We start from the raw sequence: 20,255 nt of genomic DNA, 5'->3' as shown, positions 1-20,255 counted from the left end.
TCAGGCCTCCGCGGCCAGGGGCTCCTCGCCCCTCGCCCTCGGGTTGTCGACCCGCTCGAGCGAGAGGACGACGCCGATGATGAGCAGCGCCGCGATGAGCTGCGATCCGCCGGAGGAGATGAACGGCAGCGGCACGCCGAGCACGGGCAGGAGGCCCAGCACGACGCCGATGTTGACGAGCGCCTGACCGATGAGCCACACCATCGCGGCGCCCGTGACGACGCGCGTCATCTGCTGCTTCGCGTGCCGCACGATGCGCAGCATGGTCCACGCGAGCAGCGCGAAGAGCGCGAGCACGACGACGGCGCCGAGCAGCCCGAGCTCCTCGCCGATGATCGCGAAGATGTAGTCGTTGTCGGCCTCCGGCAGCCACGACCACTTCGCGCGCGAGTTGCCGAGCCCGACCCCGAAGAGGCCGCCCGCCGAGAGCGCCCACGTGCCGTGGAGCTGCTGCCAGCAACCGGAGTAGTAGTCGGCGTCGGTGCAGCCGTGCCAGAACGCCGAGATGCGGCGGATGCGCGACGGGCTCGAGAGCACCACGGGCACCGCGAGCACGGCGAGGCCCGCGACGGGCAGCAGCAGGTGCCACCACTTGACACCCGCGAACCACAGCGCGCCGAACGAGAGCGCGACCATGATGACGACGGTGCCGAGATCGCTGCCGAGCAGCACGAGGCCGATCGAGAGGCCCGCGACGGGCGCCGCCGGGATCCACGCCTGCCAGAACTTGCCGAGCTGCTTCTGCTTGCGCGTCATGATCATCGCGAGCCACACGCACAGCGCGACCTTGACGAACTCCGACGGCTGCATCGAGACGCCGCCGACGCCGATCCAGTTGCGGTTGCCGTTCGCGCCGAAGCCGATCGGGGTGAACACGAGCACCTGCAGGGCGATGCCGAGCAGGATCGCGATCCACGCGACCCGCTGCCACGTGCCCGCGGGCATGCGGGCGGCGATGAGCATGACGACCACGCCGATCGCCGCGAACGCGCCCTGCTTCGCGAAGTCGGTGAAGAACGAGCCGCCCGCGACGTAGCTCTCGACCGACGACGACGAGAGCACCATCACGAGGCCGAAGGCCACGAGGAAGAGCGCGGTGCCGAGCAGGAGCGTCGCGTTGAGCGTCGGCGCGCCGAACGCCGCGCGCACGCGCACGAGCGCGCGCCGCCCCATCCGCTCGACGCGTCCGGAGCCGTCGGGTGCGAGGTCAGTCGCGGTCGTGGGGGCCGTCGCTGTCGCCATGGGCTCCCCCTTCCCGCTCTCTCCTGGCCCGCACCGCCTCGGCGAACCGGTCGCCGCGCTGTGCGTAGTCCTCGAACTGGTCCATGGATGCGGCCGCCGGCGCCAGCAGGACCGTCACGCCCGGCGCGGCGTGCGCTGCGGCCGCCTCGACGGCCAGCCGCATCACCGCACCAGTGTCCGCCGTGTCGACCTCGACGAGCGGGATGCCGGGCGCGTGTCGCGCGAACGCCTCGCGCACCGGCGCCCGGTCGGCGCCGATCGCGACGGCCGCGACGAGGCGGCCGCGGTGCCGCTCGACGAGCGGTGCGACGTCGGCCCCCTTGAAGAGCCCGCCCACGATCCAGACGACCCGGTCGAAGGCGCTCAGGGATCCCTCGGCCGCGTGCGGGTTGGTGGCCTTCGAGTCGTCGACGAAGCGCACGCCGTCGATCTCGTCCACGAGCTCGGTGCGGTGCCGGTCGAGCTGGAAGGAGCGCACGGCGTCGCGCACCTGCGCGGGCTCGGTGCCGAAGCCGCGCGCGAGGGCCGCGGCGGCGAGCACGTTGCGCGTCATGTGGGGCGAGCGCAGCCCCGCGGGCTCGAGGTCGGCGAGCGAGCCGAGCTCGAGCGCCTGGCGGTGGCGCTCGTCGAGGAACGCGCGGTCGACGAGCACGTCCTCGACGAGGCCGAGGTCGCTCGGGCCGGGCACGCCGAGCGAGAAGCCGATCGCCCGGCAGCCCTCGACGACGTCGGCCTCCTCGACCATCGTGCGCGTCACCGCGTCCTCGACGCTGTAGACGGCGGCGACCCGAGCGTTCCGGTAGACCTTCGCCTTCGCAGCGCGGTACGCATCCGCCGACCCGTGCCAGTCGAGGTGGTCGTCGTCGATGTTGAGCACGGCGGCCGAGTGCGGCCAGAGCGCGCCCGCGCCCTCCTCGGGCAGCCAGTGCAGCTGGAAGCTCGAGAGCTCGACGACGAGCGCGTCGAAGCCCGCCGGGTCGCGCACCGCGTCGAGCACGGGCGTACCGATGTTGCCCACCGGCGCGACGCGGAGCCCCGCCTCGCGCAGCATGTGCGCCGTGAGCTGCGTCGTCGTGGTCTTGCCGTTCGTGCCGGTGATGAGGATCCACTCGGCCGACTCGACCTTGTCGCGCACGCGCCACGCGAGCTCGATGTCGCCCCACACGGGGATGCCGCGCTCGGCGGCCGCGACGAGCCACGGGTGGTCGGGGCGCAGGCCCGGCGAGGCGATGACGACCTGGGCGCCCGCGATCGCCTCGGGCAGGTCGTCGCGGCCCGCCTCGACGATCGGCACGCCGAGCACGCCGAGGATCGTGCGCCGCTCGTCGTCGACGCGCTCGGCGACGACCGTGACGGATGCGCCGAGCTCGGCGAGCGTGTCGGCGGCGGCGAAGCCCGTGACGCCGAGGCCGAGCACGGCCGCACGCACGCCCGACCAGTCGGCGTGCCAGGAGGTGAGGGAGTCGAGCCGGCTCATGGGCGGTGGATCGACCACTCGAAGTAGAACAGCCCGACGCCGGCGGCGACGAACAGGCCGGCGAGGATCCAGAACCGCACGACGATCGTCACCTCCTCCCAGCCCCTGAGCTCGAAGTGGTGGTGGAGCGGCGTCATGAGGAAGACGCGCTTGCCGCCGGTCGCCTTGAAGTAGGCGCGCTGCACGATGACGGAGCCGGTGACGATGATGGGGAGGCCCGCGATGAGCAGCAGCAGCAGGTGCGTGTCGGTCATGATCGCGAAGCCCGCGAGCGCCCCGCCGAGCGAGAGCGACCCGACGTCGCCCATGAAGATCTGCGCGGGGCTCGTATTCCACCACAGGAAGCCGATGAGCGCGCCGACGATCGTGGCGGCGAGCGTCGCGATGTCGAGCGGCTCGAGCACGCTGTAGCAGCGGTAGGCGTTCTCCTCGGCCGCGCCGCCGGCGAAGCACGACTGGTTGAACTGCCAGAACGCGATGAACGCGTAGCCGATCGTCGAGAGGATCACGGCACCGGTCGCGAGCCCGTCGAGGCCGTCGGTCACGTTGACGGCGTTCGACGCCGAGACGTTCATGATGAGGATCCAGAGCACGAACAGGATGCCGCCGAACGCGCCGAGCGGCGCGAGGTCGAGCCACGGGATGTCGCGGACGCCCGAGATGACCGGGTCGACGAGCGTGCGTCCGGCGCTGCCGTACGGCAGCGTGATGACGAGCACGCCGAAGAGCACCGACACGACGACCTGGCCGGCGACCTTCGCCCAGCCGCCGAGGCCGAGCGAGCGCTGGTTCGAGATCTTGAGGAAGTCGTCGACGAAGCCGACCGCGCCCATGCCGACCATGAGCAGCAGGATCATCAGCGCCGGGAGCGTCGGGACGTCCTGCCCGAGCAGCTTGCCGCCGAAGTAGCCCAGCAGCGTCGCGACGATGAAGATGAGGCCGCCCATCGTGGGCGTGCCGCGCTTCACGTGGTGCGACTGCGGACCGTCGTCGCGGATGAACTGCCCCCAGCCGATGCGCGCGAACACGCGCACGAACAGCGGCGTGCCGAGCAGGGAGACGAGCAGGGCGATCCCCGCCGATGCGAGCAGCACGAGCATCAGAGCCCTCCGATCCTCTCGGCGAGGGGCTGGAGGCCCGACACGTTCGACGACTTGAACAGCACGACATCGCCCTCGGCGAGCTCGGCGCGCAGCAGCGCCTCAGCCTCGTCGGCCGTCTCGACGAACGTCGTCTCCTGGCCGAAGGACGACTCCAGCTCGGCGGCGTCGTGGATCGCCTTCGCGCCCGAGCCGACGACGATGAGGCGGTCGATGCGCACGCGCACGGCGAGCCGGCCGAGCCGGTCGTGCTCCTCGACGGCGTGCGGCCCGAGCTCGGCCATCTCGCCGAGCACCGCGATCGAGCGGCGCCCGGCCTGCCGCGTCATGTGCGCGAGGGCGCGCAGCGCCGCCGCGGTCGAGTCGGGGCTCGCGTTGTAGGCGTCGTTGATGACGGTGATGCCGCCGCCCGGCTCGAGCAGCTCCATGCGGCCGCGCTCGGCGCGCTCGAGCCCGGCGAGGGCGTCGATCGCCCGGCCGACGTCGAGGCCGAGCGCGTCGGCGACGGTGAGCGCGGCGAGCGCGTTCATGACGTGGTGCTCGCCGAGGATGCGCATGCGCAGCGGCCACGACTGCTCGCCGCCGTCGGCATCCTGCCGGTGCACGGTCGCGACGGTGCCCTCGAGCGTCGAGTCGATCCCGTCGGCCCACAGGCGCGTCGGCTCATCCGCCGGCCCCGGCTCGGTCCCGAACCAGGTCACGCGGGCGCGGGTCGCGCCGGCCATCGCCCGCACGCGCTCGTCGTCGCGGTTGAGCACCGCGACGCCGTCCTCCGCGAGGTCGCTCACCATCTCGGTCTTCGCACGAGCGGTCGTCTCGATGCCGCCGAACTCGCCAGCGTGGGCGAGCCCGACCTTCAGGACGACCCCGACATCCGGATGCGACATGGCCGTGAGGCGCTTGATGTCGCCCTCGACGCTCGCGCCCATCTCGAGCACGAGGTAGCGGGTCGCCTCGTCGATGCGGAGCATCGTCATCGGCGCGCCGACCTCGTTGTTGAACGACTTCACGGGGCTCACGGTCGGGCCGTGCTCCTCGAGGATCGCCTGCAGCATGTTCTTGGTCGTCGTCTTGCCGTTCGAGCCGGTGACGCCGATCACGGTGAGCTCGCCCGCCGCGCGCACCCGCCGGATCACCTCGGCTGCGAGCAGGCCGAGCGCGACGACGCCCTGCTCGACGACGACGTGCGGCACCGGCTGCTCGAGCGGCCGCTCGGCGATGATGAGCGCGGCGCCGGCCTCGACCGCGGCGTCGATGAAGCGGTGGCCGTCGGTGACCTCGCCGGGCATCGCGACGAACACGCCGCCCGCGGTCACGAGCCGGGAGTCGGTCTCGACCGAGCCCGTCACCAGGGCGTCGTCGCCGTGGAGCGCTCCCCCGACGGCCTGCGCGATCTCGCTCGCCCGCATCCCCAGCATCAGCGCACGTCCCCGCTGCGGCCGAGCGAGCCGTCGTCCCAGCCAGCTTCGTGGAGCGCGAGCCGCGCCTCGTCGCGCGCGACGAAGGGCTCGCGCACGCCCGCGACGTCGCGGTAGTCGGCGTCGCCCGGGCCTGCCCACAGCACGGTGTCGCCCGGGCCCGCCATCGAGAGCGCGACGCGGATCGCGGCCTCCTCGGGCGAGGACTCGACGACCGGCTTGTCGCCGGCGACGGCGCGCGCGCCCTCGAGCACCTGGGCGCGGATGCTCGCGGCATCCTCGGTGCGCGGGTTGAAGTCGGTCACGACCACGGCGTCGGCGAGCGAGGCGGCGATGCGCCCCATCTCGGCGCGCTTCGTCGCATCGCGGTCGCCGTCGGCGCCGAACATCATGATGAGGCGTCCCTCGGTCACGCGCCGCAGCGCCTCGAGTGTCTGGGCGAAGGCGTCCGGGCTGTGGCCGTAGTCGACGAAGACCGCAGGCCCGCTGTCGCCCGAGACCCGCTCGATGCGGCCCGGCAGCGTCGGCCGCATGCCGCGGTCGATCGCCTCGGCGATCGCCTCGATCTCGAAGCCGTCCTCGACGAGCATGAGGATCGCGATCGCCGCGTCGACGGCCATGTGGCGCCCGATGAACGGCACCTGCACCTCGATCGCGCCGCCGTCGATGCCCGTAAGCGTGAACGAGGTCGACGCCGGCGTCTCCTCCCAGATGTCGACGCGCCAGTCGGCGCTCCGCTCCGGGTCGCTCGTCACGGTCGTGACCGGGATGCGGCTGCGCTCGGCGACGCGCGCCCCCCAGTCGGTGTCGACACACACGACGCCGCGCACGGCGCGGTCGGGCGTGAACAGCTCGAGCTTCACGTCGAAGTACGCCTCCATCGAGCCGTAGTCGTCGAGGTGGTCGTGGCTGAGGTTCGTGAACGCGACGACGTCGAACAGCACGCCGTCGACGCGGTGGCGCTCGAGCGCCTGCGCGCTCACCTCGAGCACGGCGGCGCGGACCCCGGCCTCCTTCATGCGCGCGAGCAGGGCGTGCAGCTCGCTCGCCTCGGGGGTGGTGAGCTTCGACGTGACGACGAGGTCGCCGACGTGCCGCTCGGCCGTCGTCGACAGACCGGTGACGAAGCCGAGGTCCGACAGCAGGCCCTCGAGCATGAACGACGTCGAGGTCTTGCCGTTCGTGCCGGTGATGCCGAAGAGCTTCGGCGGCTGCTCGGCGGTGCGGTAGACCCACGCGGCGATCTCGCCGAGCGCCGCGCGCGGGTCGTCGAGCACGATCACGGGCGCGTCGGTGCGCAGCAGGGCCGCGCCCGCGGCGTCGGTCACGACCGCGACGGCGCCGCGCTCGACGGCGTCGGCGGCGAACTCGGCGCCGTGCCTGCGGGCGCCCGGGAGCGCGGCGAAGATGTCGCCGGGCTGCACGTCGCCGGAGTCGTTGGTGATGCCGGTGACCTCGACGCCGTCGAGGTCTGCCTCCACCTGCAGGCCGAACTCGTCGACGAGGCCCGCGAGGGGCCGCGGGGCGGGGTGCTCCGGTCGCAGGATCCTCGGGGTCACGCCCACCACGGACATCGTCTCCTCAGTGTGTCTGCCCTGCTCGGTGTCAAGGCTGCTCGGCCGGCCACTCGAGCGGCACGTCAGGTGCTGGGGTCGTGCTCGGGGGGATGTCGTAGTGGCGGATCAAGAGGTTCACCATATCGTGAAAGGCCGGGATGGCCCCGCCGCTCGTGCGGATCGTCTGGGGGCTGTCGTACAGCGTGACGACCACGAACTGCGGGTCGTCGACCGGGAACACGCCCGCGACCGAGATCATCATGCGGTCGGGGTCGTAGCCGGATCCGTCGTCGTAGGCCATCTGCGCCGTGCCCGTCTTCGCTGCGATGCGGTAGCCCTCGATCGGGAAGGTGTCGTAGCCGTAGTCGGTGACGACGTGCTCGAGCACCTCGAGCGTCGACTCCGCCGTCTCGGAGCTCACGACCCGCTGGCCCTCGGGCAGCTCGGGGCTCGTCACCTGGCCCTCGGCGTCGGTGCAGCCGGCGATGAGCCGCACGGGCAGGTGGACCCCGTCGTTCGCCATCGCCTGGTAGCCGGAGGCGAGCTGGATGGGCGTCGCCGACAGGCCCTGGCCGAACAGGGAGGTGAGGCTCGTCTGCGGGTCGAGCGTCGCGGGGTCGTGCAGCACGCCCGCCTGCTCCCCCGCGAAGCCGACCGCGGTCTGCTGGCCGAAGCCGAAGCGGTCGAAGTAGTCGTAGAGGTCCTCGCGGTCGAGCTGCTCGGCGAGGCGGGACATGCCCGAGTTGGAGGAGTTGACGAGGATGCCCGCGGCCGTCCACTGCTTGGGCTCGTGCGAGTGCGCATCGCGCACGCGGGCGCCGGGCGCCTCGTACGTCCACGGCACGCTCAGCTCGTCGGTGCGCTCGATGAGGCCGAGGTCGAGCATCGCGGCCCACGCGAACGTCTTCCAGATCGAGCCCGGCTCGTACGCCGAGGTGAAGGCGCGCGAGCCGCGGTCCTTCGCTGCGGTGCCCGTGGGGTCGTTGGGATCGACGGTCGTCGACTCGGCGACGGCGACGACGGTGCCGTCCGCCCGCATCACGACCGAGGTGCCGCTGCGGGCGCGCAGCTGCGACGTGTACTGCGCCGTGAGCTGCTGCACCTGGTACTGCACGTCGGCGTCGATCGTGAGCTGCACCGTGCCGCCGTCGACGGCGGGCGTGGTCGTGATCGAGCCCGGGATGGGCGTGCCGTCGGCCGAGCGGTCGAACATGCGCTGGCCATCGGTGGGCGCGAGGCACGCGTCGTGGCTGCGCTCGATGCCCGCGAGCGGATCGTCGGTGCCCATGAAGCCCACGAGGTTGCCGGCGACCGCTCCCGCCGGGTAGACGCGCTGCGGGTTGAGCCGCAGGTACACCCACGGGATGCGCAGGTCGCGCACCGCCTCGAACTGCCGCGCGTCGAGGCCCGTCGAGAGCATGAGGTAGTCGGAGTCGGGGTCGCGCTCGAGCTCGGCGTAGATCATCGCCTGCAGGTCGCGCGGGTCGTCACCGGTGATGCCGCCGATCGCGATGAGCGCATCCCCCACCGTCATGAGCTCGTCGACGGGGTCGATGCCGGGCTGCAGGTCGCGCGTGTACTGCGGCGAGATCGTGAGGTCCCACCGATCGACGCTCTCGGCGAGCACCGTGCCGTTCGCGTCGACGATGGGGCCGCGCGTGCCGAAGAGCGTCTGCGTGACCCCGCGCCGCCCATCCGCCTCGGCGTTGAGCGCCTCGGCGCGCACGAGCTGGATGTCGGCGAGCCGCACGACGAAGGTCGCGAGCAGCGCGAAGGTCAGCACGGCGACGATCGCGGTGCGGATCCTCGTGCGCGATCGGGTGCGCCTGGCTGCCACGGTCACCTCCGCCTCTCGCGCCTGCGGGTGCAGGCGGGCTCGCATCGAGCCGTCAGCACGGTAGCGGCGGCCGGCCGCCGCAGCGCGCCGCCACGCCTCACTCGGCCGCGTTCGCCGGCAGCAGCGTGCCGGGCGCGGGCTGGTCGGGCTGCTGCGCGGTCGCCGGCGCCGGCGTCGCGGCCTCCGCGGGTGCGGGCGACGACTCCGAGGCCGGCAGCAGCATGCCCGGGTACGGCTCGATCGCGGCGCGCACGTCGGCGACCGCCGCCGCGGTCGCCGGCTGCGACTGCAGCAGCGCGTTCGGCACGTACATGCCGAAGCGGTCGAGCGCGGGCACCTGCATGTGCAGCGCATCCGGGCCCCCCGCGGTCGCCTCGCCCGAGAGGGTGAGGAACTGCGACGGCTGGCCCGCGAGCATGCCGAGGTCGTCGGCGGCGACCGCGACGTGCTGCGGCGACGAGAGCACCGCGACCTCCTCGGCGAGGGTCTGCTCGGTGCGGGCGAGCGCGCTCGACTCGGCGGAGAGGGCGCCGAGGTCGTAGGCGCCCTGGCTGATCACCACCGAGAGGCCGAGCTGGGCGGCGACGATGCCGACCAGCCCCGTGAGCGCGAGCACGCCGTGCACGAGGCGCGGTGCGCGGCGCACGCTGGGCGCGGGCAGCGCCCGCAGGTGTCGCTCCCGTCGCGGCTCCGGCTGCGGCTGGGGGTGCGGCTCGAAGTGCGGCTGGGCGTAGGCGACGTCGGTCATGACTGCTCCTCACGGTGCGGTCGGTCGTCTGAGGGATGGACGGGGCGGATGCGCTCTGCGGCGCGGAGGCGGACGGGCGCGGACCGGGGGTTGGCCGCGCGCTCGGCGTCGTCGGCGAGCTCGGCGCCGCGCACGAGGAGCCGCAGGTGCGGCGCGTGCTCGGCCAGCTCGACCGGCAGGTCGCGCGGCGCGGTCGACGAGGCCGCGGCCTGCAGCGCGCGCTTGACGATGCGGTCCTCGAGCGACTGGTAGGCGAGCACGACGAGGCGGCCGCCGACGGCGAGCGCGTCGATCGCGGCGGGCATCGTGCGCTCGAGGATCGCGAGCTCCTGGTTGACCTCGATGCGCAGCGCCTGGAAGACCCGCTTGGCGGGGTGGCCCTGGTTGGCGACCGCGCGCGGCGTCGCCGCCTGCAGGATGTCGACGAGCTGCGCCGAGGTCTCGATCGGGCGCTCGGCGCGCGCCGCGACGATCGCCCGGGCGTAGCGGTCGGCGAGCTTCTCGTCGCCGTACACCTTGAACAGGCGCGCGAGCTCGCGGGCGTCGCGCTCGGCGAGGATCGTCGCGGCGGTCACGTCGCCCGCCTGGCCCATGCGCATGTCGAGCGGCGCGTCCTTCGCGTAGGCGAAGCCGCGGTCGGCGGCGTCGAGCTGCAGGCTCGAGACGCCGAGGTCGAGCAGGATGCCGTCGGCGGCGTCGGCGCCCGCGGCCTCGAGCGCGAGGTCGATGCGGTCGTAGGTCGCCTGGACGGGGCGGAAGCGGTCGCCGAATCGCGCGAGGCGCTCCCCCGCGAGCCGGATCGCGTCGGGGTCGCGGTCGATGCCGGCGACGACGAGCGTCGGGTGCGCAGCGAGCATCGCCTCGGTGTGGCCGCCCATGCCGAGCGTGCCGTCGACGACGACGGGCGTGCGGCCGGCGGCCGTCGCGGCCTCGATCGCGGGGGCGAGCAGCCCGAGCGTGCGCTCGAGCATGACGGGGGTGTGGAGCTCGGATGCGTCCATGTCGTCTCCCTCCTCCTCCCGGGCCCTGATCCCCATCCGCTCGACGCGCCACCGGGGAAGGTGCGGCGCGGCGACCAGCTGAGGGTCACGGCCAGGGTCAGAAGATGCCGGGGATCACCTCCTCCGTCGTGCTCGCGAAGTCGGCCTCCTTGGCCGCGTAGTACTCGTTCCAGGCCGCGGTGTCCCAGATCTCGGCGCGGGAGCCGGCACCGATGACGGTGAGCTCGCGCCCGAGCCCCGCGTACTCGCGCAGGTTCGCCGGGATCGTCACGCGGTGCTGGCTGTCGGCCTGCTCGCTCGAGGCGCCCGAGAGGAAGAGCCGCAGGAAGTCGCGCGCACCGGCCGAGGTGAGCGGCGCCTGCCGGATCTGCTCGTGGACGCGCTCGAACTCGCGCATGGAGAAGACGTAGATGCAGCGCTCCTGGCCGCGGGTGAGGACGAGGCCGCCCTCGAGCTCCTGCCGGAACTTGGCGGGGAGGATCACGCGGCCCTTGTCGTCGAGCTTGGGCGTGTGGGTGCCGAGGAACACTCCGCCCCCTCTCGTCCGGCCTTACGAGATCCGCCAGCGTCCGCCGGCTTCCTCCACTGTACTCCACATACCGCCACCTAGTCTCAGAATCTGCTAAGGAACACGCCGACTGCCCAATATTGGCGCGGCGAAAGCCAGTGGAGGGGTTTGGCGCGGATCGTGACGTGCGGGAGCATCACGGGCATGCACACGCGGCACAGCGCCCAGGCGCTGCCGCGCTGGGAGGCGCACGAGCGGGGCGCGGCGCCGCGGCCGCGCCCGCGCGGGCGCGGGCGGATCTCGGGCACGCAACGACCGCCCGCGCGCACGACCGAGCGGCGCGAGGGCACGAGAGAGGGCCGACCCTGACGGATCGGCCCTGGTGGGTGGAGGGAGGTGGAGGAGCGCTAGCGCTGGTTGCGGTCGTCCCACTCCTGGGACAGGCGCTCCATGAGGCTCGGGCCGTGCTTCGCAGCGGCCGGGCCCTCGCTCGCCGTGCCGCGCGCGGCGGCCTCGTCGCCCGTCGCGGGACGCGAGGCGGAGAGCGCCCACAGCGCACCGCCGACCGCGACGGCGAAGCCGGCGACGCCGATGATCGCGAGCTTCATGCTCACGCCGATGACGACGAGCACGAGGCCCAGCACGACGCCGAGCACGCCGACCGCGACCTTCGTGTAGTTGACGGTGCGGGGACCGGCCGACGTGTTGACGATGTCGGCCTCGTGCTTGTAGAGATTGCGCTCCATCTCGTCGAGCAGTCGCTGCTCGTGCTCGGAGAGGCCCATCTCGCACCCCCTTCGTGCTCAACCGGTGCGGAACGACAGTCTACGTCCTCACCCTGTCAATAGCATGTGTCTTGTGTCAGCACAGCAGCGCTTCGCCCAGGCCGTCGAGTCCTCGATCCAGCAGTACCTCGACGAGCGCGAGCGGGCACTGACCGAGCTCTCGAGCGACGCCGGCCCGCTGCTGCGCCTCGTCCGCGACCTCGTCTCGGGCGGCAAGCGCGTGCGCAGCGCCTTCGTGCTCTGGGGGTGGCACGCGGTCACGGCCGCGCGGCCTGACGCATCCCACACCACGGGCACCGAGCAGGACCCCGAGTGGCACGACGCGGTGGGCGTCGCCACCGCGATCGAGCTCTTCCACGCCGCTGCGCTCGTGCACGACGACATCATCGACCAGTCGGACACCCGCCGCGGTCGCCCGGCGATGCACCGCGCGCTCGAGGCGATGCACCGCGACGGCGAATGGGTCGGCGACGCGGGCGCCTGGGGCCAGCACGCCGCCGTGCTCGTGGGCGACCTGCTGCTCAACTGGGCCGACGACCGGATGCTGCGGGCATGCCGCGGGACGGCGCGCGGCCACGCGGTGCACGACGCCTACCGCCGCATGCGCGAGGAGGTGACCTTCGGGCAGTACCTCGACGTGCTCGAGGAGGCCGCGTGGATCCGGCAGGACCCCGCCGCCCTGCTCGACCGGGCGCACACGGTCGCGGTCTACAAGTCGGCGAAGTACTCCGTCGAGGCGCCGCTGACGCTCGGCGCGCTGCTGGCCGGGGGCGAGCCCGGGCAGCTCGAGGCGCTCGCGGGCTACGGGCTGCCGGTCGGGATCGCGTTCCAGATGCGCGACGACCTGCTGGGCGTCTTCGGCGACCCCGAGGTGACGGGCAAGCCCGCGGGCGACGACCTGCGCGAGGGCAAGCGCACGGTGCTCGTCGAGATCGCCCGCCAACGACTCACGCCCGGTGTGCGCACGATGCTCGACGAGCTGCTCGGCGACCGCGAGCTCGACGAGCGGCAGATCGCCATCCTGCAGGACGCGATCCAGCGCTCCGAGGCACCGCAGCGCCTCGAGGCGCTCATCGACCGCGCGGTCGGCGAGGCGCTCGAGTCCCTCCACGACGGCGACCTGTCGCGCTCGGCCGTGCTCGAGCTCGAGCGGCTCGCCGACTCGGTCGCGAAGCGCGACCGCTAGGGAGCGGCGAGCCGCACCCGGCGCCCGCACCGCGCCTGCCTCGGTGATCGAGCAGCACTTCCCTCGGTGATCGAGTAGCGCGCAGCGCGTATCGAGATCACACCCCGCGCCTCCCCCACCCTCGGTGATCGAGTAGCGCGAACCGCGTATCGAGATCACGAGAGCTCCCCGCGCTCCGTCGCGCCGCGTCGCCGCCGGAACCCCTCCCAGTCGCGCTTCTTCGCCGCTCGAGCGATCCCTTCGAAGTCGCCCAGGATGAGCGCCTCGCGCTTGGCCCGGCTCCATCCCTGGATCTGCTTCTCGAGCGCGAACGCGGCAGCTACCGACTCGTCGAAGTGCGCGAAGGCGAGCTCGACTGGGAGTCGGCGCCGCGTGTACTCAGCGCCCGCCCCGCGCTGATGCTGATCCACGCGGCGATCGATGTCGCGGGTGCTCCCGACGTAGGTCGAGCCGTCGCTGCAGCGGAGGATGTAGACCCATGGCATCGGCAGAGGGTGCCATGGCGGGGCCGGCAGACGTTCGTGGGATGCGCTGCCTGTGGAGCGGGATCCCGATACGCGCTTCGCGCTACTCGATCAGCGAGGGGGCGGCGGATCCCGATACGCGCTTCGCGCTACTCGATCAGCGAAGCGACGGCGGATCTCGATACGCGCTTCGCGCTACTCGATCAGCGAAGCGACGGCGGATCCCGATACGCGCTTCGCGCTACTCGATCAGCGAGGGGACAGCGGGATCTCGATACGCGCTTCGCGCTACTCGATCAGCGAGGGGGCTGCGGATCTCGATACGCGCTTCGCGCTACTCGATCAGCGAAGCGGCGGCGGATCTCGATACGCGCTTCGCGCTACTCGATCAGCGAGGGGCGCTTCGCGCTGCTCGATCAGCGAGGGGGTCGCTCAGCCCTGCGTCTGGGCGACGCGGCGCACCTCGGCCTTGCGGCCCTGGCGGAGCGCGTCGATCGGCGTCGTGCCGAGCGCGTCGTCGTCGCCGAGCAGCCAGTCGATCGCCTCGTCCTCGGTGAAGCCGAGGTCGAGCAGCACGAGCAGCGTGCCGCGCACCTCCGACATCGGCTCGCCGTCACGGATGCACGCGGCGGGCACCTGCAGCGGACCGTTCCGGCGCGTGGCCGGCAGGCGGTGCTCCTGGATCAGTCGATGGATGCGCCCGACCGGCTCGTCGAGCATCTCGACGAGGTCGGGCACGGTGAGCCACACGGCGTCCTGCGCCTCAACGTCTTGCGTCACGCATCCATCATGCCCTGACTCCCGCGCGACGCGGCGTGGAACACCCCTCGCGAGCACAGCAGCGCCTATCCTCTGTGGGTGCCCGTCGACCCCCGCGATCCCGTCATCGGACGGCTGATCGACCGCCGCTACGAGGTGGGCGACCGCATCGCGCGCGGCGGCATGGCGAGCGTCTACGAGGCGGTCGACCGACGGCTCGACCGCAAGGTCGCCGTCAAGGTCATGCATCCGCACCTCGGGGACGACCCCGACTTCCGCGAGCGCTTCATCCAGGAGGCGAGGGCCGCAGCCCGCCTCGCGCACCCGAACGTCGTCAACACCTACGACCAGGGCGAGGACGGCGACCTCGCGTGGCTCGTCATGGAGCTCGTGCCCTCCATCACGCTCCGAGACCTGCTCGGCGAGCGCGGCCGCATCACGCCCGAGCAGTCGCTCGACGTGCTCGAGGCGGTGCTCGCCGGCCTCGCCGCCGCGCACCGCGCGGGCATCGTGCACCGCGACCTCAAGCCCGAGAACATCCTGCTCGCGCACGACGGCCGCATCAAGATCGGCGACTTCGGCCTCGCCCGGGCCGCGCACGCCAACACCGCGACCGGCAAGGCGCTGCTCGGCACCATCGCCTACCTCTCCCCCGAGCTCGTCACCCGCGGCGTCGCCGACACCCGCAGCGACATCTACGCCGTCGGCATCATGCTCTTCGAGATGCTCACCGGCGCGCAGCCCTTCACGGGCGACGAGCCGATGCAGATCGCCTACCAGCACGCCAACGACGACGTGCCGCTGCCCTCGAGCAAGGCCCCCGGGATCCCCGAGGCGCTCGACTCGCTCGTGCACTGGGCGACGCAGCGCGAGCCCAACCTGCGGCCCGCCGACGCGGGCGAGATGCTCGCCGAGCTGCACGCGATCCGCGAACGGGGCATCGACACCCCGACGACCGTGCTGCCGTCGGTCTCCGAGGACGACCGCACGACGACGATCATCGAGCGGCCGAGCAAGCGCCGCGCCGTCATCCCCGAGCCCGAGGTCGTGCACGACGCGGGCGACGGCGCGGCGACGGTCGCGCTCTCGCGCCGCGTCACCGTGCGCCGGCGCCGCGGCGTGCTGTGGCTCGGGCTCGTCCTGCTCGGCGCGCTGCTCGCCGCCGGCGTCGGCTGGTGGTTCAACGGCGGCCCGGGAGGGGTCTCGACAGTGCCCGAGGTCGCGGGCGAGCCGGAGGCCGTCGCGGTCGAGCTGCTCGCGGCGCAGGGCATCGAGGTGGCCGAGCGCGTGACCGAGCCGCACTACGACGTGCCCGCCGGTGCGGCGCTCCGCACCGATCCCCCGGCCGGCACCGAGATCGGCAACCGCGACGCCGTGCAGCTCGTCATCTCATCGGGCCGCCGGAGCCTCCCGGTGCCGGAGGTCGCGGGCATCCCGCTCGAGCAGGCTCGGGCCGCGATCGAGGAGGCCGAGTTCCGCGTCGCCGACGACGTCGACGAGGTCTTCGACGCGCGCGACGCCGGCACCGTGCTCGAGGGCTTCGCGCCCGACGGCACCGCGCTGTCGGAGCTCGACGAGCTCGAGGAGCGCTCACCCATCCGCCTGCGCGTCTCGCTCGGCCCGGTGCCGGCCGAGGCCGGCCAGGTGGCGACGGATGCGCGGGCCGCGCTCGAGGAGGCGGGCCTGCGCGTCGACTTCTCGGCCGAGGAGCACTCGAGCGACGTCGAGCAGGGCCGCCTCATCTCGCTCGCGTGGCCGACCGATCGCTACCTGCGCCCGGGCGACACCGTCACCGGCGTCGTCTCCCTCGGTCCGCGGCTCGTGGCGGTGCCGGATGTCGTGGGCCTGCCCATCCAGGAGGCGCTCGACACGATCCGCGAGGCCGAGCTCGAGCCTGACCTGCAGACGAACGTGCCCGAGGCGCTCTGGAGCCTCACGGGCGCGAACATCGTCTCGCAGGGCACCGAGGCGGGCACCGAGGTCGAGGTGGGCTCGACCGTCGTGCTCGACGCGACCTTCTAGCGCGGCCGCCGCCCGCGCATCCGCCCGGCTGCCGCTACGGGCGCGGCGCGGCCCGCAGCTCCTCGGCCACGAGGAACGCGAGCTCGAGCGACTGCATGTGGTTCAGGCGCGGGTCGCACAGCGACTCGTAGCGCGACTCGAGCGCGACCTCGTCGATGTCCTCCGAGCCGCCGAGGCACTCGGTGACGTCGTCGCCGGTGAGCTCGACGTGGATGCCGCCCGGGAACGTGCCGACCTGGCGGTGCGCCTCGAAGAAGCCGCGCACCTCGTCGACCACGTCGTCGAAGCGGCGCGACTTGTAGCCGTTCTTCGTCGTGATGCCGTTGCCGTGCATCGGGTCGGTGACCCACAGCGGCGTCGACTCGAGCGACTTCGAGGCCTCGAGCAGGCCCGGCAGGACGTCGCGGATGCGGCCGGCGCCCATGCGGGTGATGAACGTGAGGCGGCCGGGCTCGCGCTCGGGGTCGAGCCGGTCGACGAGCGCCTCCATGTCGGCGGGCGTCGTCGTGGGACCGAGCTTCACGCCGATGGGGTTGCGCACGCGCGAGAAGAAGTCGACGTGCGCGCCGTCGAGCTCGCGGGTGCGCTCCCCGATCCACTGGAAGTGGCTCGAGGTGTTGTAGGCGAGGCCCGTGCGCGAGTCGATGCGCGTGAGCGGGCGCTCGTAGTCCATGAGCAGGCCCTCGTGGCCCGTGAAGAACTCGACGCCCTTGAGCTCGTCGAAGTTGGCGCCCGCGGCCTCCATGAAGCGCACGGCGCGGTCGATCTCGGCGGCGAGCGCCTCGTAGCGCGCGAACGAGGGGTTCTCGGCGAAGCCCTTGTTCCAGGAATGCACCTGCCGCAGGTCGGCGAAGCCGCCCTGCGTGAACGCGCGCACGAGGTTCAGCGTCGAGGCGGCCATGTGGTAGCCGCGCAGGATGCGCTGCGGGTCGGCCGCGCGCGACTCGGGCGTGAAGTCGTAGCCGTTGACGATGTCGCCGCGGTAGGCCGGGAGCGTCAGGTCGCCGCGGGTCTCGGAGTCGCTCGAGCGAGGCTTCGCGAACTGGCCCGCCATGCGGCCCATCTTGATGACGGGCATCGCGGCGCCGTAGGTGAGCACGACCGCCATCTGCAGGATGGTCTTCACCCGGCTGCGGATGTTGTCGGCCGTCGCGCCCGCGAACGTCTCGGCGCAGTCGCCGCCCTGCAGCAGGAAGGCCTCGCCGCGCGCCGCGGCGGCGAGCCGGTCGCGCAGCATGTCGACCTCGCCCGCGAACACGAGCGGCGGGGCGCTGCGCAGCTCGCGACGCACGCGCTCGACCTCTGCCTCGTCGAGCCACGTGGGCTGCTGCTTGATCGGCAGTGCGCGATACGCGTCGAGGCCCTGCTCGATGGAGCCGTGCTCCAGAAGGCCGGGGGTCGCGATCGTGTCAGTCATGCGTGCCTCAATGTCGGGCGGCGCCGAGGTGCGCCGACATCCCAGTCTACTGCGGGGCGTGTGCTCAGCGACGGGCGGCGAGCGCCTTGCGCTCCGCCTCGACCCGGGCCTTGACGCTCGATGCGTAGACGTCGACGTACTCCTGGTCGGAGATGCGGTTGAGCGTCACCATGATCTCGTCGGTGATCGAGCGCAGCACGAAGCGGTCGCCCTCGAGGTTGTAGTAGCGCGAGAAGTCGAGCGGCTCGCCGAAGATGATGCCGATGCGGCCGACGCGCGGCAGGCTGCGGCCGATGGGCATGACCTTCTCGGTGTCGACCATGACGCACGGCACGACCGGCACGCGGGCGTCGAGCACCATGCGGGCGACGCCGGTGCGGCCGCGGTAGAGCTTCCCGTCGGGGCTGCGCGTGCCCTCGGGGTAGATGCCGATGAGCTGGCCCTCCTGCAGCTTCTCGAGCGCGGCGTCGAGGCTCTGCGAGCTCTTCGAGCCGCCCGAGCGATCCATCGGAAGCTGACCGACGCCGAGGAAGAACCAGCGCACGAGCTTGCCCTTGAGCCCCTTGCCGGTGAAGTAGTCGGACTTCGCGAGGAAGTAGACCCGACGGTCGAGCACGAGCGGCATGAGGAAGGAGTCGATCACCGAGAGGTGGTTGCCGGCGATGATCGCGCCGCCGTGCTCGGGGATGTTCTCGAGCCCGACCACCCACGGCCGGAAGACCCGTGTCATGTACGGACCGACGATCCAGTGCCGCAGCAGCCAGTAGAACATCGCACCTCCCGTTCGCCCCACGAGCCTAGGGCAGGCGAGCGCCTGCCCCGGACATGCGTCCGCGCTGCCGTCCCCGGCGGCGCGCCGACCCTAGACTGGAGCGACGCACGCACGCCGAAGGAGTCCCAGTGCCAGAGCTCACCGCCCCCGAGGGGGTCGTCCCGCCCGTCGTCGCCGCCGATCCTCAGGCCAACATCACCGACCTGCTCGAGGACACGGTGCGGCAGTACCCCGACGCTCCCCTGTTCGCAGTCCCCGACGGCGAGGGCTGGCGCGACATCTCGAGCACGGAGTTCCGCCGCCAGGTGGTCGCCCTCGCCAAGGGCTTCGTCGCCGCCGGCGTGCAGCCGGGCGACTTCGTCGGCTTCATGTGCAAGGTGCGCTACGAGTTCTCGCTCGTCGACTTCGCGCTCTTCTACGCCGGTGCCCGCATGGTGCCGGTCTACGAGACCTCGGCGCCCTCGCAGATCCAGTGGATCCTCTCGGACAGCGGCGCGACGCGCGTCATCCTCGAGGACGCCGAGCTCGTCTCGCGCTTCGACGAGGCGCACGGCGACCTCCCTGCAGTCACCGACGTGTGGCGCATCGACCGCGGCGACCTCGACCGCCTCGTCGAACAGGGCAAGGATGTCGCCGACGACGAGATCGAGCGCCGCCGCGCACTCGCCGACGGCGCCGACCTCGCGACGCTCATCTACACCTCGGGCTCGACCGGCAGGCCCAAGGGCACGATGCTCACGCACGCCAACTTCGTCGAGCTGTGCCGGAACGCCAAGACGGCGCTCGCCGAGGTCGTCGGCCCCGGCTCGTCGACGCTGCTGTTCGTGACCCAGGCGCACGTCTTCGCCCGCTTCATCTCGGTGCTCGGCGTCGCGGCGGCGGTGCGGGTCGGCCACCAGTCCGACACCAAGAAGCTGCTGCCCTCGATGGGCTCGTTCAAGCCGACGTTCTTCCTCGCGGTCCCCCGCGTCTTCGAGAAGGTCTACAACGCGAGCGAGCAGAAGGCGGAGGCAGGCGGCAAGGGCAAGATCTTCCGCGCCGCCGCGCACGCCGCCGTCGCGCACTCGAAGGCGCTCGACGCCGGGCACGTGCCGCTCGGCCTCAAGCTGCGCTTCGCGGTGCTCGACGCGCTCGTGCTCAAGAAGCTGCGCACCGCGCTCGGCGGCAACGTCAAGTACGCCGTCTCGGGTTCGGCACCGCTCGGCACGTTCCTCGCGCACTTCTACCGCTCGCTCGGCATCCGGATCCTCGAGGGCTACGGCCTCACCGAGACGACGGCGCCCGTGACGGTGAACCTGCCCGACAAGTTCAAGATCGGCACCGTGGGACCGGCGCTGCCGGGCAACGGCGTGCGCATCGCGGAGGACGGCGAGGTGCTCGCGAAGGGCGTGTGCGTCTTCGACGGCTACTGGAAGAACGAGCAGGCCACCGCCGAGGCGTTCACCGAGGACGGCTGGTTCCGCACCGGCGACATCGGCGCGCTCGACGCCGACGGCTACCTCACCATCACGGGCCGCAAGAAGGAGCTCATCGTCACCGCCGGCGGCAAGAACGTCGCGCCGAACACCCTCGAGGACCCGATCCGCGCGAACACGATCGTCGGCCAGCCCGTCGTCGTGGGCGATCAGCGCAAGTTCGTCGCCGCGCTCATCACCCTCGACTCCGAGATGCTCGCGACGTGGCTCGCGAACAACGGGCACGACGGCTCGATGTCGCTCGAGGAGGCCGCCGCGCACCCCGCGGTGATCGAGGAGGTCCGCTCGGCGATCCAGCGCGCCAACAAGCAGGTCTCCCGCGCCGAGTCGGTGAGGAAGTTCGCGATCCTCCCCATCGAGTTCATCGAGGCCAACGGCCACCTGACGCCCAAGATGTCGATCAAGCGGCACAACATCCTGCAGGACTTCGCCGCCCAGATCGACGACATCTACGCGTCGAACTCCACGGCGCACGACGTCGACTGAGC

The 20,255-nt window shown here is 72.2% G+C and carries 17 protein-coding genes; 3 read left to right on the top strand and 14 right to left on the bottom strand.

Going from position 1 to position 20,255, the window contains the following annotated elements:
- The 10 genes from ftsW to BLT67_RS12490 all read right to left on the bottom strand — a co-directional run bounded on the left by ftsW (position 1) and on the right by BLT67_RS12490 (position 11,672).
- Positions 1–1,242, bottom strand: coding sequence for a putative lipid II flippase FtsW (gene ftsW / locus BLT67_RS12530; RefSeq protein WP_092667317.1), 1,242 nt, complete (start codon positions 1,240–1,242; stop codon positions 1–3).
- Positions 1,208–2,719, bottom strand: coding sequence for a UDP-N-acetylmuramoyl-L-alanine--D-glutamate ligase (murD, locus tag BLT67_RS12525; RefSeq protein WP_092667316.1), 1,512 nt, complete (start codon positions 2,717–2,719; stop codon positions 1,208–1,210). Before murD ends, ftsW begins: the two co-directional genes overlap by 35 nt.
- Positions 2,716–3,819, bottom strand: a complete 1,104-nt coding sequence (mraY, locus tag BLT67_RS12520) for a phospho-N-acetylmuramoyl-pentapeptide-transferase (RefSeq protein ID WP_092667315.1) — start codon at positions 3,817–3,819, stop codon at positions 2,716–2,718. The genes murD and mraY overlap by 4 nt, the downstream gene beginning before the upstream one ends.
- Positions 3,819–5,237, bottom strand: coding sequence for a UDP-N-acetylmuramoyl-tripeptide--D-alanyl-D-alanine ligase (locus tag BLT67_RS12515; RefSeq protein WP_092667314.1), 1,419 nt, complete (start codon positions 5,235–5,237; stop codon positions 3,819–3,821). Before BLT67_RS12515 ends, mraY begins: the two co-directional genes overlap by 1 nt.
- The gene (locus BLT67_RS12510; protein ID WP_092667313.1) at positions 5,237–6,811 is read right to left on the bottom strand and encodes a Mur ligase family protein; all 1,575 of its coding nucleotides are present in this window, start codon (positions 6,809–6,811) and stop codon (positions 5,237–5,239) included. The genes BLT67_RS12515 and BLT67_RS12510 overlap by 1 nt, the downstream gene beginning before the upstream one ends.
- 31 nt (positions 6,812–6,842) lie before the next feature.
- Positions 6,843–8,630 carry a peptidoglycan D,D-transpeptidase FtsI family protein gene (locus tag BLT67_RS12505; protein WP_172802028.1) on the bottom strand — a complete coding sequence of 596 codons (1,788 nt, stop codon included), beginning with the start codon at positions 8,628–8,630 and terminating at the stop codon, positions 6,843–6,845.
- 97 nt (positions 8,631–8,727) lie between these two features.
- Positions 8,728–9,378, bottom strand: coding sequence for a hypothetical protein (locus tag BLT67_RS13560; RefSeq protein WP_172802027.1), 651 nt, complete (start codon positions 9,376–9,378; stop codon positions 8,728–8,730).
- Positions 9,375–10,379 (bottom strand): 16S rRNA (cytosine(1402)-N(4))-methyltransferase RsmH, encoded by a 1,005-nt coding sequence (gene rsmH / locus BLT67_RS12500; protein ID WP_092667311.1) that lies wholly within the window; start codon positions 10,377–10,379, stop codon positions 9,375–9,377. Before rsmH ends, BLT67_RS13560 begins: the two co-directional genes overlap by 4 nt.
- A gap of 97 nt (positions 10,380–10,476) precedes the next feature.
- The gene (mraZ, locus tag BLT67_RS12495) at positions 10,477–10,908 is read right to left on the bottom strand and encodes a division/cell wall cluster transcriptional repressor MraZ (protein ID WP_092667310.1); all 432 of its coding nucleotides are present in this window, start codon (positions 10,906–10,908) and stop codon (positions 10,477–10,479) included.
- 386 nt (positions 10,909–11,294) lie between these two features.
- Positions 11,295–11,672: a DUF3040 domain-containing protein gene (locus BLT67_RS12490; RefSeq protein ID WP_092667309.1), complete on the bottom strand. Its 378-nt coding sequence runs from the start codon at positions 11,670–11,672 to the stop codon at positions 11,295–11,297.
- Positions 11,673–11,745: 73 nt separating this feature from the next.
- Between BLT67_RS12490 and BLT67_RS12485 the strand changes: the two genes are divergently transcribed.
- Complete coding sequence (locus BLT67_RS12485; protein WP_157674354.1) at positions 11,746–12,858, top strand: polyprenyl synthetase family protein; 1,113 nt, start codon at positions 11,746–11,748, stop codon at positions 12,856–12,858.
- Between the two features lie 155 nt (positions 12,859–13,013).
- Here the strand turns inward: BLT67_RS12485 and BLT67_RS12480 are convergent, their stop codons facing one another.
- Both BLT67_RS12480 and BLT67_RS12475 read right to left on the bottom strand, forming a co-directional pair.
- A complete protein-coding gene (locus tag BLT67_RS12480; protein WP_092667307.1) occupies positions 13,014–13,343 on the bottom strand; it encodes a GIY-YIG nuclease family protein in 330 nt (109 codons plus the stop codon).
- Positions 13,344–13,754: 411 nt separating this feature from the next.
- Positions 13,755–14,102 carry an Rv2175c family DNA-binding protein gene (locus tag BLT67_RS12475; RefSeq protein ID WP_331712144.1) on the bottom strand — a complete coding sequence of 116 codons (348 nt, stop codon included), beginning with the start codon at positions 14,100–14,102 and terminating at the stop codon, positions 13,755–13,757.
- A gap of 78 nt (positions 14,103–14,180) precedes the next feature.
- Between BLT67_RS12475 and pknB the strand changes: the two genes are divergently transcribed.
- Positions 14,181–16,103: a Stk1 family PASTA domain-containing Ser/Thr kinase gene (pknB, locus tag BLT67_RS12470; RefSeq protein ID WP_231945502.1), complete on the top strand. Its 1,923-nt coding sequence runs from the start codon at positions 14,181–14,183 to the stop codon at positions 16,101–16,103.
- A 34-nt stretch (positions 16,104–16,137) separates the two neighbouring features.
- On the opposite strand, the gene BLT67_RS12465 is transcribed toward pknB, so the two are convergent.
- Together BLT67_RS12465 and BLT67_RS12460 are read right to left on the bottom strand one after the other, a co-directional pair.
- Positions 16,138–17,520, bottom strand: a complete 1,383-nt coding sequence (locus tag BLT67_RS12465) for a class II 3-deoxy-7-phosphoheptulonate synthase (RefSeq protein ID WP_092667306.1) — start codon at positions 17,518–17,520, stop codon at positions 16,138–16,140.
- Between the two features lie 64 nt (positions 17,521–17,584).
- Positions 17,585–18,292, bottom strand: a complete 708-nt coding sequence (locus tag BLT67_RS12460; RefSeq protein ID WP_092667305.1) for a lysophospholipid acyltransferase family protein — start codon at positions 18,290–18,292, stop codon at positions 17,585–17,587.
- 128 nt (positions 18,293–18,420) lie between these two features.
- Between BLT67_RS12460 and BLT67_RS12455 the strand changes: the two genes are divergently transcribed.
- The gene (locus BLT67_RS12455; RefSeq protein ID WP_231945501.1) at positions 18,421–20,253 is read left to right on the top strand and encodes an AMP-dependent synthetase/ligase; all 1,833 of its coding nucleotides are present in this window, start codon (positions 18,421–18,423) and stop codon (positions 20,251–20,253) included.
- Positions 20,254–20,255 lie beyond the last annotated feature (2 nt).

It is taken from the genome of Agrococcus carbonis (assembly GCF_900104705.1).
Taxonomy (GTDB): Bacteria; Actinomycetota; Actinomycetes; order Actinomycetales; family Microbacteriaceae; genus Agrococcus; species Agrococcus carbonis.
The sequence above is the reverse complement of the archived record's forward strand: the minus strand, read 5'-3'. Positions and strand labels throughout refer to the sequence as shown.

Coding starts and splice junctions, on each gene's coding strand:
- ftsW (WP_092667317.1), bottom strand. CDS start 1,242: ATGGCGACAGCGACGGCCCCCACGACCGCGACTGACCTCGCACCCGAC.
- murD (WP_092667316.1), bottom strand. CDS start 2,719: ATGAGCCGGCTCGACTCCCTCACCTCCTGGCACGCCGACTGGTCGGGC.
- mraY (WP_092667315.1), bottom strand. CDS start 3,819: ATGCTCGTGCTGCTCGCATCGGCGGGGATCGCCCTGCTCGTCTCCCTG.
- BLT67_RS12515 (WP_092667314.1), bottom strand. CDS start 5,237: ATGCTGGGGATGCGGGCGAGCGAGATCGCGCAGGCCGTCGGGGGAGCG.
- BLT67_RS12510 (WP_092667313.1), bottom strand. CDS start 6,811: ATGTCCGTGGTGGGCGTGACCCCGAGGATCCTGCGACCGGAGCACCCC.
- BLT67_RS13560 (WP_172802027.1), bottom strand. CDS start 9,378: ATGACCGACGTCGCCTACGCCCAGCCGCACTTCGAGCCGCACCCCCAG.
- rsmH (WP_092667311.1), bottom strand. CDS start 10,379: ATGGACGCATCCGAGCTCCACACCCCCGTCATGCTCGAGCGCACGCTC.
- BLT67_RS12490 (WP_092667309.1), bottom strand. CDS start 11,672: ATGGGCCTCTCCGAGCACGAGCAGCGACTGCTCGACGAGATGGAGCGC.
- BLT67_RS12480 (WP_092667307.1), bottom strand. CDS start 13,343: ATGCCATGGGTCTACATCCTCCGCTGCAGCGACGGCTCGACCTACGTC.
- BLT67_RS12465 (WP_092667306.1), bottom strand. CDS start 17,520: ATGACTGACACGATCGCGACCCCCGGCCTTCTGGAGCACGGCTCCATC.
- BLT67_RS12460 (WP_092667305.1), bottom strand. CDS start 18,292: ATGTTCTACTGGCTGCTGCGGCACTGGATCGTCGGTCCGTACATGACA.